The organism is Agrobacterium sp. GW821-FHT14E08 (genome assembly GCF_058803865.1).
Window position 1 is genome coordinate 19,532 of record NZ_JBXAPJ010000003.1, and the last position, 15,136, is coordinate 34,667.

At 60.7% G+C, this 15,136-nt stretch carries 12 protein-coding genes; 7 read left to right on the forward strand and 5 right to left on the reverse strand.

Going from position 1 to position 15,136, the window contains the following annotated elements:
- Nucleotides 1-17 precede the first annotated feature (17 nt).
- From AC1ROR_RS12850 to AC1ROR_RS12870, 5 genes are read right to left on the reverse strand one after another with little or no spacing between them, the layout of a single operon-like run.
- Nucleotides 18-1,751, reverse strand: a complete 1,734-nt coding sequence (locus AC1ROR_RS12850; RefSeq protein ID WP_498589620.1) for an acetyl/propionyl/methylcrotonyl-CoA carboxylase subunit alpha — start codon at nt 1,749-1,751, stop codon at nt 18-20.
- A 17-nt stretch (nt 1,752-1,768) separates the two neighbouring features.
- A complete protein-coding gene (locus AC1ROR_RS12855; protein ID WP_498589621.1) occupies nt 1,769-3,364 on the reverse strand; it encodes a 5-oxoprolinase subunit B/C family protein in 1,596 nt (531 codons plus the stop codon).
- A gap of 7 nt (nt 3,365-3,371) precedes the next feature.
- Nucleotides 3,372-4,181: a putative hydro-lyase gene (locus AC1ROR_RS12860; RefSeq protein ID WP_498589622.1), complete on the reverse strand. Its 810-nt coding sequence runs from the start codon at nt 4,179-4,181 to the stop codon at nt 3,372-3,374.
- An 11-nt stretch (nt 4,182-4,192) separates the two neighbouring features.
- On the reverse strand, nt 4,193-4,960 hold the full coding sequence (locus tag AC1ROR_RS12865; RefSeq protein WP_059758319.1) for a LamB/YcsF family protein: 768 nt from the start codon (nt 4,958-4,960) through the stop codon (nt 4,193-4,195).
- Nucleotides 4,961-4,980: 20 nt separating this feature from the next.
- Complete coding sequence (locus AC1ROR_RS12870) at nt 4,981-6,237, reverse strand: NRAMP family divalent metal transporter (protein WP_035225196.1); 1,257 nt, start codon at nt 6,235-6,237, stop codon at nt 4,981-4,983.
- Between the two features lie 265 nt (nt 6,238-6,502).
- Between AC1ROR_RS12870 and AC1ROR_RS12875 the strand changes: the two genes are divergently transcribed.
- The 7 genes from AC1ROR_RS12875 (at nt 6,503) to nirB (ending at nt 15,135) form a co-directional block, all read left to right on the forward strand.
- Nucleotides 6,503-7,168 carry a GntR family transcriptional regulator gene (locus tag AC1ROR_RS12875; RefSeq protein ID WP_035225192.1) on the forward strand — a complete coding sequence of 222 codons (666 nt, stop codon included), beginning with the start codon at nt 6,503-6,505 and terminating at the stop codon, nt 7,166-7,168.
- 102 nt (nt 7,169-7,270) lie between these two features.
- A complete protein-coding gene (locus AC1ROR_RS12880; protein WP_034500932.1) occupies nt 7,271-7,858 on the forward strand; it encodes an ANTAR domain-containing response regulator in 588 nt (195 codons plus the stop codon).
- 36 nt (nt 7,859-7,894) lie between these two features.
- Entirely contained in the window at nt 7,895-9,190 is a 1,296-nt protein-coding gene (locus tag AC1ROR_RS12885; protein ID WP_498589623.1) for a CmpA/NrtA family ABC transporter substrate-binding protein, read from the forward strand.
- Nucleotides 9,191-9,569: 379 nt separating this feature from the next.
- Nucleotides 9,570-10,862, forward strand: a complete 1,293-nt coding sequence (locus AC1ROR_RS12890) for a CmpA/NrtA family ABC transporter substrate-binding protein (protein ID WP_498589625.1) — start codon at nt 9,570-9,572, stop codon at nt 10,860-10,862.
- 115 nt (nt 10,863-10,977) lie between these two features.
- Nucleotides 10,978-11,871 carry a nitrate ABC transporter permease gene (gene ntrB, locus AC1ROR_RS12895; protein WP_498589627.1) on the forward strand — a complete coding sequence of 298 codons (894 nt, stop codon included), beginning with the start codon at nt 10,978-10,980 and terminating at the stop codon, nt 11,869-11,871.
- Nucleotides 11,872-11,884: 13 nt separating this feature from the next.
- On the forward strand, nt 11,885-12,682 hold the full coding sequence (locus tag AC1ROR_RS12900) for an ABC transporter ATP-binding protein (protein WP_498589628.1): 798 nt from the start codon (nt 11,885-11,887) through the stop codon (nt 12,680-12,682).
- Nucleotides 12,683-12,687: 5 nt separating this feature from the next.
- The gene (gene nirB / locus AC1ROR_RS12905) at nt 12,688-15,135 is read left to right on the forward strand and encodes a nitrite reductase large subunit NirB (RefSeq protein WP_498589629.1); all 2,448 of its coding nucleotides are present in this window, start codon (nt 12,688-12,690) and stop codon (nt 15,133-15,135) included.
- Nucleotide 15,136: the final 1 nt, after the last annotated feature.

The window sequence follows — 15,136 nt, forward strand, 5'->3', positions numbered from 1 at the left end:
GGTGGCCTGTCCGTATGTTAGCCGGCTATGTCGAGAAGGGCTGCGCCCGCCTGCAGATAGTCGCCTTCCTTGACGATCAGGCGGACTTTGCCCGCCTTGGTGGCGACAATCTGCGTCTCCATCTTCATGGCTTCCATGACGGCCAGAAGATCGCCTTGCGAAACCGTGTCGCCGTCTTTTACCTTGAAGGATTGCAGGGTGCCGGAAACCGGGGCGGTGATTTCGCCTTCCTTCTCCTTGGGGGCGGCGGCGCCGGGAGCAGCCGCGCTGTCGCGGCTAACCGCACCGAGGCTGGAGAGCAGCAGGCTGGGCAGACCGACCGATACACGCTTGCCGTCGATTTCCAGAAAAGTGCGGGTGACGGAAGGGTCGTCGGCCGGTGCCGGGCGCTCCATGGCATCCGGCATGGCGGCGAAGTCGGTTTCGATCCAGCGGGTGTGAACCTTGAACCCGTCGGTGCCGATGAAATCATCAGTCTCGATCGCGGCGCGATGGAACGGCAGGACGGTGGCGATGCCTTCAATACGGAATTCTTTGAGCGCGCGGCGGGCGCGGCGCAGGACCTGATCGCGGTCAGCACCCGTGACGATCAGCTTTGCCATCAGCGAGTCGAACACGCCCGGCACGCTGGAACCGCTGACGACGCCGCTATCCACGCGAATGCCGGGACCGGAGGGCGCGTCGAAAAGCGAGATCGAACCGGGGGTCGGCAGGAAGCCCCGGCCTGGATCTTCGGCATTGATGCGAAATTCCATCGAATGGCCACGCGGTTCCGGCGTTTCAAGAACCCGCAGTCTATGGCCTTCCGCAATACGGAACTGCTCGATGACGAGATCGATACCGGTGGTTTCTTCGGTAACGGGATGTTCCACCTGCAGGCGCGTATTGACCTCGAGGAAGGAAATCGTGCCATCGACGCCGAGCAGGAATTCCACCGTGCCGGCACCGGAATAACCGGCAGCGGCGCAGATAGCCTTGGCGGCCGCATGGATTTTCTGCCGCTGTTCGCTTGAGAGGAAGGGGGCGGGAGCCTCTTCGATGAGCTTCTGGTTCCGGCGCTGCAGCGAGCAGTCGCGGGTGCCGAGGACGAGCACATTGCCATGCTTATCGGCCAGAACCTGCGCCTCGATATGGCGCGGCCGGTCGAGGAAGCGCTCAAGGAAACACTCGCCGCGGCCAAAGGCGGCCGTCGCCTCGCGCACGGCGGATTCGTAGAGATCGGCGATCTCTTCCATCTTCCACGCAACCTTCAGGCCGCGACCACCGCCACCATGGGCCGCCTTGATGGCGACGGGCAGGCCGTGTTCTTCGGCGAAGGCGGTGACTTCGGCGGCGGAAGCTACCGGGCCGTCACTGCCAGCGACCAGCGGTGCGCCAACGCCGGTGGCAATGCGCCGTGCCTCTACCTTGTCGCCCAGTGCCTCGATGACATGCGGATCGGGGCCGATCCAGATGAGGCCGGCATCGAGAACGGCACGCGCAAACTCGGCGCGCTCGGACAGGAAGCCGTAACCGGGATGCACGGCATCTGCGCCGGCGCGTTTGGCAATCGCGATCAGCTTGGTGATATCGAGATAGGTCTCGGCGGGACGCACGCCCTCCAGCGCATAGGCCTCATCCGCGAGCCGGACGAAAAGCGCATCCTGATCGGGATCGGCATAAACGGCGACCGATTGCAGGCCGTAGTCGCGACATGCGCGGATGATGCGGACCGCGATCTCGCCGCGATTGGCAATCAGCACTTTTTTCATCGCTCTTCTCCTCGGAATTATGCGTTCTTGGCCGCGATTTCGGCGAAGGGGCCGATCGGGCGGAATTTGATTTTGGCGTTCACCGGGATCTGCCCGGCAAGATCGAGATGATATTCGGCGACCGCGCCGATGACGGGATAACCGCCGGTCAACGGGTGATCGGCAAGGAAGAGAACCGGCTGGCCGCTATGGGGAATCTGGATCGCCCCTGTCGCGGTGCCCTCGCTCGGCAATTCGGCGCTGTCCCTGCGTTCCACCGGCACGTCGCCGGCAAGGCGGATGCCGACGCGGTTCGATTGCGGCGTGACCTGCCAGAGCTGTCCGGTCAGGGTCTCGATACCCTTCTGCGTGAACCAGTCCGTTCGTGGTCCGAGAACGACGTCCAGCGTGACGACCTCGCCGGTTGCCGGCGCCTCGAAGGCCGGAACCTCGTCGATCGATACGCTGGAAAGACCAGTTTTCTCGTCCTTGAGCGAAAGGATGGCGCCCGCGCCCACCGGCTCGGGACCGACGATAGCAAGCGTGTCGGTGGCGAAGCTGCCGAGCACCGGCTCGACATCAAAACCGCCGCGCACCGCAAGATAACAGCGCATGCCCTTTGGCGGCTGGCCGAAAGTGACCACATCACCGGGTTCGAGCGACACCGGGCCATGGGTCTTTGCTGCGAAGCTGCTATCCGTCGTGGTGATGGTGACGGGGCAGGGCGCACCTGCAATGCCGATGACGGCACGGCTTGTGCTTTTAAAGGAAAATCCGCCGAGCGTCAGTTCGAGACAGGGCGTGTTGGTGGGATTACCGACGATGCGGTTTGCGGCATTGAACGCGCCGCGATCCAGCGCGCCGGAGGCCGAAACGCCCTGACCGGTCTGGCCGAAGCGGCCGAGATCCTGAAAGATGGCGGGCATGGGTGCGGCGAGCACCTCGAAATGCGGGCCGTCTTTTGCAGTCTCTTTCGTGGCGTTTCGCGGTGCCGAGACAGGGATGTCGACCGTTTTGCCGGCCTTGTCCATGTCGACGAAACGCACCCGGTAACCGGGCTGGAAAAGCGCACCGGGATCGCGGTCTATATCCCACATCTTGACCGGGGTTGTCCCGATGATCTGCCAGCCGCCGGGGCTGTTTTGCGGGTAGACGCCGCTGAAGGCGCCGGCCAGTGCCACCGAACCTGCCGGAATGCGGGTGCGCGGGCTTTGCCGGCGTGGCACATGCAGCGCCGGATCGCCACCGACCAGATAACCGAAGCCCGGAGCGAAACCGCAAAAGGCCACGGTGAATTCGCTTTCGGTGTGGCGGCGGATGACCTCTTCGATGCTCATGCCGGTCAGTTCGGCAACATCGGCGAGGTCCTCACCATTGTAGTGGACGGGGATTTCCACGAGATTGTCCGAAGGCGCGATTTTTGCCGAGAGATCACGGCTTGCCAGCCGCGCGGCCAGCGCTTCGGCACCGATCTTCTCAGGGCGAAAGCGGATCATAAGGGTGCGGGCAGCCGGCACCGTCTCTTCGATGCCTTCGACCGGATCGTTCTGAAGCGAGGCGAAAAGCGCCAGCGTTTCATCGAGATCGGCGAGTTCTACGAGAATGGTAGTGAGGCTGACGGGGAGAAAACGCATCATATCCTCACGCGTGATAGGCTGAATCGGGAATGTCGGTGATGAACATGTGTCCCGGCGCATGGGTGATCGCAAAGGGCACGCCGGATGCCATCACGGCGGCCTGGGGTGTGACGCCGCAGGCCCAGAACACCGGAACCTCGCCCGGCTCGATCCGTACCGCGTCACCGAAGTCGGGTTTTGCAAGATCGGTAATGCCGATCTCTTCCGGCGAGCCGACATGCACGGGTGACCCGTGTACGGCCGGGAAACGTCCCGAAATGGTCGCAGCATCGGCCACGCGCGAGGCCGGGATCGGCCGCATGGAAACGACCATATTGCCCTTTAGCCGACCGGCCGGGCGGCACGCTCGGTTGGTGAGATACATCGGCACATTGCTCTTGTCGGTCATGTGGCGGATTTCGATGCCCGCTTCCACCATCGGCGTTTCGAAGGTGAAGCTGCAGCCGATCAGGAAGGCGACGAGATCGTCACGCTCCGCCCAGGCGGCGGTGGCGTCAGCCGTTTCCTCGACGAGCTTGCCGTCCCGCCAGATGCGGTAGAGTGGCAGATCGGTTCTCAGATCGGCGCCGGGCGCCAGAAGCGTGGTGGGCGAACCGGGATCGGAGACATCCAGCACCGGGCAGGGTTTGGGATTGCGCTGCGCGTAAAGCAGGAAATCGAAGGCCCAGTCGCGCGGCAGCACGATCATGTTCGCCTGCGTGAAGCCGGGTGCAATGCCGGAAGTTGGGGCGACGAGGCCGTCGCGATAGGTCGCACGGGCCTGGCGCGCGGCCTCCGCGTCCGTGTGGTTGAGATAGGATGTCGGTATCGTCATCGGCTATCCTTTCAGCGATTGGATGCAAAGGAACGGATGTCGATACCATCAGCCTCGAAACGACGGCGGATTTCCTGGGCGATGGCGACCGCGCCGGGGCTGTCGCCATGCACGCAGATGGATTGCGCTTCGATCTTTATGATGCTGCCATCGATGGCCTCAAGCGTGCCTTCGCGGGCAAGCTGTACCATGCGGTCGGCGATTTTGGCCGCGTCGTGCAGCACGGCACCGGCCTCGCGGCGGGAGACGAGCTGGCCCTGAGGCGTATAGGCGCGATCCGCGAAAGCTTCTGCGACAACGGCAAGGCCTGCTTTGCGGGCAAGATCGAGGATAGGCGCGTTCGCGAGACCCATCAGTACCAGCGAAGGATCTATGGCCTTGATGCCGTCAATGACGGCCTGCCCCTGTTTCGCGTCATTGGCGATGCGGTTGTAAAGCGCGCCGTGCGGCTTGACGTAACGCACCGTTGTGCCGGCAGCGGCGGCGACGCCTTTCAGTGCGCCGATCTGGTAGATGACATCGGCGATCAGTTCTTCCGAAGTCGCGTCCAGATCGCGGCGGCCGAAGCCGACGCGGTCAGGATAGGAAACATGGGCGCCGACGACCACGCCCTTTTCGGCGGCGGCCTTGACGGTGCGGTAGATACCGGCCGGGTCACCGGCATGAAATCCGCAGGCGATGTTGGCGCTGGAAACGATGGCGAGCATCGCCTCGTCGTCTCCCATGCGCCATGCGCCGTAGCTTTCGCCAAGATCGCTGTTGAGATCGATAGCGGCCATGTTTGCCTCCCTTAAATTTATCAGTAGCCGAGCAGGGCAAAGATCGCGCCCGCCGACTTATAGGCCATATACCAGGTGAGTACGCAGGTCAGCACGCCAAGCACCAGCAGCCAGCGCGGGTAGTGATAGCCGTGCATCAGATCGGCGCGTTTCCAGGCGGCATACATAAAGATCGAAAGGCCGATGGGCAGAACGAGACCGTTCAGGCCGCCGACAAAGACGAGCATGGCTGCGGGCGGTGTGGTGATGATGATATAGGCGATCAGCGAAATGGCGATGAAGCCGACGGTGGCCAAATTGCGCTGGCGTTCCGTGATGTCGGGCTTGAAAGCCGTCAGGAACGAAACGGAGGTGTAGGCCGCACCGATGATGCTGGTCATGGCCGAGGCGAGGAAAACCGCGCCAAACAGACGGTAGCCGATATTGCCGGCGGCGGCATGGAAAGCTTGGCCCGCCGGGTTTGCAGCTTTGCCCGAGAGATCGATGACCACGCCGCTTGCGACGACGCCGAGAATGGCAAGGAACAGGATGTAGCGCAGAACGCCGGTAATCGCGATGCCGCTCAATGCCGCGCGATTGACCGCATTGATATTTTCAACGCCGACCATTCCCTTGTCCAGCAGGCGATGCGCGCCGGCATAGGTGATATAGCCGCCGACCGTGCCACCGACGATGGTGGTGATGGTGACGAAATCGATCGTATCCGGCAGGAAGGTCTGGCGGAAGGCTTCTGCCACCGGCGGGCCGGAAACATAAGCTGCGTAAAGGATCAGCGCGAGTTTGACAAAGGCGGCCACGAAAACGACGCGGTCCATGGCAATGCCCGCCCGACGGGACAGGAAGATACCGATGGCCGCCAGCGCGCCGATCGCGCCGCCGATCTTCGGGTCGAGATCGATCATGGCGTTAAAGCCGAGGCCGGCGCCGCCGATATTGCCGATGTTGAAAAACAGGCCGCCGATGATGACGAGAATGGCGAGCAGATAACCCGAACCCGGAATGGCGGCATTGGCGATGGCCGGTGCCCGCATGCGGGTAATGGTAACGATGCGCCAGATATTGGCCTGCACGACAAAGTCGATCAGGATGGAAATAATGATGGCGAATGCGAATGCGGCGCCCAGTTTCACCGTGAAATTCGCTGTTTGCGTGATGAAGCCCGGTCCGACAGCGGACATGGACATCAAGAACATTGCCGAAAGCAAGGCATAACGCTGGTTTTTCGCCTTCTGTGCGACCTCGTTCGGGTCGGCGGGCGTGAGCTTTTTCTGCTCCATGGATTTTCTCCGCTCCTGTCGCAATCCGCCCCTCGCGGATGCTTTATGCCGCCGATCTTGTCGTGTTCTGCGAAATTGTCAACTTTGTTCAACAATATAAAGTTATCGTTCTTTCATTTTGTCTATTTGTTGGACGTCATGAGCAGGATTTAATCACGTTTTTTTCGTGCTTTGCTAATGCTTTGTGCTATGGGCAATCATGCCGTGCCCGAACTTGCCTGTCACGGAATTCCCGATGCTGCATTGCCTTAAGGAAAGAAGCGCCATGACGGAAACGATAGAAGGTCTTCCGCTTGCGGATCGATTGGCCAAGGGTATCCGGACCCTGCTGATCTCCGGCGAGTTGATGCCGGGACAGCGTCTATCGGAGGCAGCCTTCAGCGAGCGCTTTGATGTCTCCCGCAATTCCCTGCGCGAAGCTTTCCGTCTGCTGACAAAGGATGGGCTGTTGCGCCACGAGGCCAATCGCGGCGTTTTCGTTGCTGTTCCCACCATGGCATCCGTGATCGACATCTATCGCGTGCGGCGCATGGTGGAATGCGGCGCCCTGCGTCAGGCCTGGCACAAGCATCCGGCTATCCGGACGATGCGCGCGGCGGTCGAGGATGCCAAGGTGAAGCGCGACCAGGCCGACTGGCTGGGCGTGGGCAGCGCCAATATGAAATTTCATGCCGCCGTGGTCGATCTCCTCGATAGCGCGCGTCTCAGCGATTTTTACGAACGCATCGCCGCTGAACTCAGGCTTTGTTTTGGCCTGTTGAAAGACCCTGAACAGCTTCATTCTCCCTTCGTCGACATGAACAGCAAGATCCTGTCGCTCATGGAGGAAGGAAAGGCTGGCGAAGCGGGCGACGAGATGGAAATCTACCTCAATCTGTCAGAGCGTACGGTTTTGAAGGCGCTCGAACGCGCCGTCGAACACGCTTCCTGACATGTCCGGTGAGGAGGGGCCTGACGCTCCTTTTCGCTTCCGCCTTATTTTTGCTTGCGCAGCCGATTGCCAAGTTTGCTGCGCTGCGTCATCAATGCGTCCATGACGCTTCGCGACCTCACCATTCTCGTTATCGACGAAAACGCGATCCGAGCCTCCATCATCGAGGAGGGATTGCGCGAGGCCGGTTATCATCGCGTCACCGTCATCCATGAGGTGAACGGTGTGGCGCGCACCATCGAGACGCTGCAGCCCGATGTCATCTTCATCGATCTCGAAAACCCCAACCGTGACATGATGGAGCATCTGTTCCAGCTAACGCGCACGGTCGGTCGTCCAATCGCCATGTTTGTCGATCGTTCCGATACGGCTTCCATCGAGGCAGCCGTCGAAGCGGGCGTTTCCGCCTATGTGGTGGACGGGCTGAAGAAAGAGCGGGTCAAGCCCATTCTCGATATGGCGGTCAGCCGCTTTAATGCTTTCAGCCGGCTGCAACGGGAACTTGCCGACGCCAAATCGGCACTGGAGGAACGCAAGGTCATCGAGCGCGCCAAGGGCATCCTGATGAAGATGCGTGGCCTTTCCGAGGAGGAAGCTTTCGCGCTTTTGCGACAAACGGCGATGAACGAGAAAAAGAAAATTTCCGAGATCGCGCAAAGCGTGGTCACCGCAGCGGGTCTGTTGATGTGACGAACCCCGCCGGTTGGACAGTGTGGAGTGTATGATATGGCGGCACCGGAAAAAACGGCCGGATCGGATAGTGCAGGGACACGGGCAACAGGCGCGCCCGCAATCGTGGGCAGCGATCGGCAAAAACGCCTGCGTGCCGGTTTTATCCCGCTTGTCGACGCCTCCGTTCTAATTGCAGCGGCCGAATTCGGTTTCGCCGAGCGTGAGGGCCTGTCGCTCGATCTCGTCAAGGATGTGTCCTGGGCGAATGTGCGCGACCGGCTGGCATTCAGGCAATTCGATATCGCGCATATGCTCTCGCCAATGCCTGTTGCCTCCATGCTCGGGCTCGGCTCCAACCCTTCACCGACGATCACGCCCTTTTCGCTCGGTCGAGGCGGCAATGCGATTACGCTTTCGACCCGGCTTTTTGCCCGGATGAAGGCGCTAACGGGCCTTTCAGAAACGGCAGGAGCGCTGGAAAACGCCAAGGCGCTGAAGCAGGTGCTCGATGACATGCGAGCGCGGGGCGAAGCGCCGCCGACGCTGGGCATGACCTATCCGTTTTCGTCTCACAATTACGAATTTCGTTATTGGCTTGCCGCTGGCGGTATTCACCCCGATCACGATGTCAAGCTGGTGGTGGTACCGCCGCCCCTGACATCGGATGCCCTGGCGGCGGGCGCTATCGACGGCTTCTGTGTCGGCGCGCCGTGGAACATCGTCGCCGCCGAACGTGGCGTCGGCAGGATCGTTGCGGCCAAGCAGGATCTATGGCCTTCCGCGCCCGAAAAAGTGATTGGCATGCGGCCTGAATGGGCGGAAGGCCAGCAGGAAACGGTCGGCCGGCTGCTGACGGCGCTCGATGCGGCGGCGCGTTGGTGTGACCTTGCGGAAAATCACGACGAACTCAGCAGGGCGCTCGCCGATCCCCGTTATATCGATGCGCCGCAAAGCATCATCCGCCATGTGCTCGCCGGTGAGTTCAATATCGACAGCCAGGGCAACCGCCGGATCATCGACAATTATTTCATCTTCCATCACGGCCATGCCAATTATCCGCGCCGGAGCCAGGCATTGTGGATTTACAGCCAGATGATCCGCTGGGGGCAGGCCGAATTTTCTGAAGCGGGTGTGCAGGCTGCTGTATCGGCCTATCGACCCGATATTTATCGGGCGGCGCTGGGAGACGCCAATGCACCCGGCGATGCCGATATCCGTATTGAAGGCCAGGAAGAGGGGGACCGTTTCGTGGATGGTTTCGTTTTCGATCCGGCCGATATTGCGGGCTACGTCAATGCCTTTTCCGTGCGCACATCCGCGCCGTTTTCACCGCCCGCTGGAGAGGCGTGATTGGCGTCAAGCCTTGCGGGCTGCGCAAATTTCAAGCGCGGAGCCTTTTGTTTTGCACAAACAGCAGACAAAAATCGCGTTGATCAAAATCTGAGCACTCGTTTGAATTTCAAAAATTACCGTTTATTTTCAGTATTATAGTTTTAAATCTATAAACTGGCACGCCCTTTGCTTCTTTCTGTTTGCACCGGTCAACGGCGATCGGGGCAAGCAGGGCGCGGCATAGGCGCTTTCAAAGACACAGACGTCGCAAGGTTTTGCTGCCCGGAACACCTCCCGTTCCGCAGGCGCAAACACCGAGCGGCGTTTTTTTATTTTCAGGTTTTTTCGCAAGCGAAAACGTCACCCACAGAGGTGGCCCAATAAGGGGAACATGCGAATGAAAAAGATATTCTCCGGCGATGTCAGCCGCCGCACGATACTGAAGACGACAGCCACTGCCGCCCTTGTCAGCGCCGTGCGCGTGGCCTTTCCGTCCGGTGCTTTCGCAGCCACCGCTGAGCCCGAGGTGAAAGGCGCGAAAATCGGCTTTATCGCGCTCACCGATGCCGCCCCGCTCATCATTGCGGCGGAAAAGGGCCTGTTCACCAAACACGGTATGCCTGACGTCGAGGTTCTGAAACAGGCCTCCTGGGGTGCGACGCGCGACAATCTCGTGCTCGGCGGCGCCTCGAACGGCATCGACGGCGCACACATCCTGACGCCGATGCCCTATCTCATGCATACCGGCAAGGTGACCCAGAACAATGTGCCGGTGCCGATGACCATCCTCGCCCGCCTCAACCTCGACAGTCAGGGCATTTCCGTCGCCAAGGAATATGCCGAAACCGGCGTTCAGCTGGACGCTTCCAAGCTGAAGGCGGCTTTCGAGAAGAAGAAGGCCGAAGGCAAGGAAATCAAGGCTGCCATGACCTTCCCCGGCGGCACGCATGATCTCTGGATCCGCTACTGGCTGGCCGCCGGCGGCATCGATCCGGACAAGGACGTCTCGACCATCGTCGTTCCGCCGCCGCAGATGGTCGCCAATATGAAGGTCGGCAATATGGACGTCTTCTGTGTGGGCGAACCCTGGAACGAGCAGCTCGTCAATCAGGGCATCGGTTTCACCGCCTGTACCACCGGCGAACTCTGGAAGGGCCATCCGGAAAAGGCGCTCGGCATGCGTGCGGACTGGGTGGAAAAGAACCCCAACGCCACCAAGGCGCTGCTGATGGCTGTCATGGAAGCGCAGCAATGGTGCGATGAGATGGCGAACAAGGAGGAAATGTCCACCATCCTCGGCAAGCGCCAATGGTTCAACGTGCCGCCGAAGGATGTGCTTGGCCGTCTCAAGGGCAACATCAATTACGGCAACGGCCGCGTGCTGGAAAATACCGGCCTGCAGATGAAGTTCTGGCAGGACCATGCCTCCTATCCCTTCCGCAGCCACGACAGCTGGTTCATCGCGGAAAACATCCGCTGGGGCAAATTCGCACCCGATACGGATGTGAAGGCGCTGGTGGAGAAGGTGAACCGTGAGGATATCTGGCGCGCGGCGGCCAAGGATCTCGGCGTCGCCGATATTCCCGCCTCCACCTCGCGCGGCAAGGAAACCTTCTTCGACGGCAAGGTCTTCGACCCGGAAAATCCGTCGGCCTATCTCGAAAGCCTGTCCATCAAGGCGGCCTCCTGAGGAGGAGACCCGGGGTATCGCCCTTCATCCGCCAGGTGCGCTGCCCAACCGGCGCAACTGAAGACCGGATGAGGGGCGAGCCCCAGACCGCAACCGAAATCAAGAGGAAACGCCCATGTCCGCATTGGCCCGAAAATTCAACGAAGAGCCGCAGCAGCCGGTAGCGCAGAAGGCAAACGTCGTGTCGCTTGCGCCGAAACAGTCGCCGCGGATCGATCTGCGCAAATGGGGTGCGGCGGCGGCCCGCAATATCATACCGCCGTTCATCGTTCTCGCCATTCTGCTGGGCGTCTGGCAATTGCTCTGTTCCGCCCCCGGCTCATCGCTGCCGCCACCGAGCCAGGTTTTCGAGGAGAGCTACGATCTCATCGTATCGCCCTTTTTCCATAATGGTTCACAGGATATCGGCCTCGGCCTGCGTGTGTTGGTCTCGCTGGAGCGCGTGGCTTACGGTTTCGGCCTCGCCGCCATTGCCGGCATCATCCTCGGTGCTGTCATCGGCCAGTCGGTCTGGGCCATGCGCGGTCTCGATCCGATCTTCCAGGTGCTGCGCACCGTGCCGCCGCTTGCCTGGCTGCCGCTTTCGCTGGCCGCCTTTCAGGACAGCAATCCTTCGGCCATTTTCGTGATCTTCATCACCTCCATCTGGCCGGTCATCATCAATACCGCAGTCGGCGTGCGCAATATTCCGCAGGATTATCGCAACGTGGCGCAGGTGCTGCGGCTCAACCAGCTCGAATTCTTCTTCAAGATCATGCTGCCTTCGGCGGCCCCCTACATCTTCACCGGTCTGCGTATCGGTGTCGGCCTTTCGTGGCTTGCCATCGTTGCGGCGGAAATGCTGACCGGCGGTGTCGGCATCGGCTTCTTTATCTGGGATGCGTGGAACTCCTCGCGCCTGCCCGACATCATCGTGGCGCTCGCTTACATCGGCGTTGTCGGCTTCATGCTCGACAAGCTGGTGGCGGCGCTCGGCAAGGTCATCACCCGCGGCGCTGCGGCAAATTAAGAGGGCGACGATCATGAACGCTTATCTGAAGCTCGATCACATCGACAAATATTTCGACAAGGGCGGTTCGCGCGCCGAGGTGCTGAAAGGCATCAACCTCACCATCGAAAAAGGCGAATTCGTCTCCGTCATCGGCCATTCCGGCTGCGGCAAGTCCACCATGCTCAATCTCATCGCCGGGCTGACGAAAGTGTCTGCAGGCGCGGTGCTTCTCGAAAACCGCGAGGTTAACGAACCCGGCCCGGAACGTGCCGTTGTGTTCCAGAACCACAGCCTGCTGCCCTGGCTTTCGGTTTATGAAAACGTCAATCTCGCTGTCGAGAAGGTCTTTCGCAATAGCAAGACCCGGGCCGAGCGGCATGACTGGGTCATGCGCAATCTCGATCTCGTGCAGATGGCCCATGCCAAGGACAAGAAGCCTTCGGAAATTTCCGGCGGCATGAAACAGCGTGTCGGCATTGCCCGCGCGCTCGCCATGGAGCCGAAGATCCTGCTGCTGGACGAGCCTTTCGGTGCGCTGGATGCGCTGACCCGCGCTCATCTCCAGGACGCGGTGATGGAAATCCACGCCCGGCTCGGCAACACCATGGTCATGATCACCCATGATGTCGACGAGGCGGTGCTGCTCTCGGACCGTATTGTGATGATGACCAACGGTCCCGCCGCCCATATCGGCGAAGTGCTTGACGTGCCGCTGGCACGCCCGCGCAACCGCATCGAGCTCGCATCCGACAAGACCTACCTCAAATGCCGCGAGGCCGTGCTGAAGTTCCTTTACGAACGTCACCGCTTCGTCGAAGCTGCGGAGTAACGCCCATGACGCAAAAACTCGTCATCATCGGCAATGGCATGGCGCCGGGGCGCATGCTGGAAAACCTGTTCGAAACCGCTCCCGGCCTTTACGACGTCACCATTTTCAACGCCGAGCCGCGCGTCAATTACGACCGCATCATGCTCTCGCCGGTGCTCTCAGGCGAAAAGAGTTATGAAGACATCGTCATCCACAATGACGAATGGTATGCGGCTAACAATGTCACGCTGCACAAGGGCGCGAAGGTCACCGGTATCGACCGCGACAGGAAGACCGTGACCAGCGAAAACGGCATCACGGTTTCCTACGACAAGCTGGTGATCGCCACCGGTTCGTCGCCCTTCATCATTCCCGTTCCCGGTCATCAATTGACCGGCGTGCTCGCCTATCGCGATCTTGACGATGTGACGAAGATGCTTGACATCGCCGAGGGCAAGGGCCGCGCCATCGTCATCGGCGCCGGTCTCCTCGGGCTGGAAGCCGCCTATGGTCTCAAGCGCCAGGGCATGGATGTCACCGTCATCCACCTGATGCCGACGATCATGGAGCGCCAGCTCGATCCGGCAGCTGCCTATCTTCTCGAGAAAGCGCTCAATGAGCGCGGCATCGACATCATCACCAAGGCCAATACCAAATGCATTCTTGGTGAGGAGAAGGTCGAGGGCATCGAGCTGGAAGACGGCCGTGTCATCAAGGGCGATATGGTGGTGATGGCGGTCGGCATCCGTCCTGCCTCGGGTCTTGCCAAGGAGGCCGGTATCGCCGTCAATCGTGGCATCGTGGTGGATGACGGCATGATGACGTCGGACGCCTCGATCTATGCGCTCGGCGAATGCGCCGAGCATCGCGGCATGTGCTACGGACTGGTCGCGCCGCTTTATGAATCGGCGCGGGTGCTCGCCGACCGGCTGTGCGGCGGCTCGGCCGAATATCACGGCTCCGTCACCAATACCAAGCTGAAGGTCACCGGCATCAACCTGTTTTCCGCCGGTGATTTCGCCGAAGGCGACGACCGCGAGGAAATCGTGCTGCGCGATGCCACCGCCGGTGTCTATAAGCGCCTGATCCTCAAGGAAAACCGCATCATCGGCGCGGTGCTTTACGGCGAAACGGCGGATGGGTCGTGGTTCTTCGACCTGATGAAGAAATCGACCGATATTTCCGCCATGCGCGAAACCCTGATCTTCGGCCAGGCCTATCAGGGAGGGTCGCCGCTGGACCCTATGGCGGCCGTTGCAGCCTTGCCGGATGATGCGGAAATCTGCGGCTGCAACGGCGTCTGCAAGGGCAAGATCACCTCGGCCATCACCTCCAAGGGGCTGACCTCGCTGGACGATGTGCGCGCCCACACGAAGGCGTCGGCCTCCTGCGGCAATTGCACCGGCCTTGTCGAGCAGTTGATGACGATAACGCTCGGCGACAGCTATAACCCCGCTGCCGTGCAGCCCATGTGCAAATGCACCGATCTCGGCCACGACGATGTGCGCCGTCTCATCAAGGCCAAGGGGCTGAAGACCATCCCAGCCGTGATGCAGGAGCTGGAATGGAAGACCTCCTGCGGCTGCGCCAAATGCCGGCCGGCGCTCAATTATTACCTCGTCTGCGACTGGCCGGATGAATATGCCGACGACTACCAGTCGCGTTTCATCAATGAGCGCGTCCACGCCAATATCCAGAAGGACGGCACCTATTCCGTCGTTCCGCGCATGTGGGGCGGCGTCACATCTTCCTCCGAGTTGAGGGCGATTGCGGATGTGGTCGACAAGTTCGAAATCCCGATGGTGAAGGTGACGGGCGGCCAGCGCATCGATCTTCTCGGCATCGAGAAGGAGGATTTGCCCGCCGTCTGGGCCGATCTCGGCAAGGCCGGTTTCATTTCCGGCCAGGCCTACGCCAAAGGTTTACGCACGGTCAAAACCTGCGTCGGCCAGCAATGGTGCCGCTTCGGCACGCAGGATTCCACCGGCCTTGGCATCCGCATCGAAAAATTCATGTGGGGCTCGTGGACGCCCGCCAAGCTGAAACTTGCCGTTTCCGGCTGTCCGCGCAACTGCGCGGAGGCCACCTGCAAGGATATCGGTGTCATCTGCGTCGATTCCGGTTTCGAGATCCATTTTGCCGGTGCCGCCGGTCTCGATATCAAGGGCACGGAAGTTCTGGGTCTCGTCAAAACCGAGGATGAGGCGCTGGAACATATCGTGGCGCTGACGCAGATGTATCGCGAACAGGCGCGCTATCTCGAGCGCATCTACAAATGGGCCAAGCGCATCGGTTACGACGAAATCCGCCGCCAGATCATGGACGATGCGGAAAAGCGCAAGGCCTATTTCGACCGCTTCGTCTTCAGCCAGAAATTCGCGCAGGTCGATCCCTGGTCCGAACGTGTATCCGGCCACGACAAGCACGAATTCAGGCCCATGGCGGCAATCGGTTTCAGCGAGGCGGCGGAGTGAG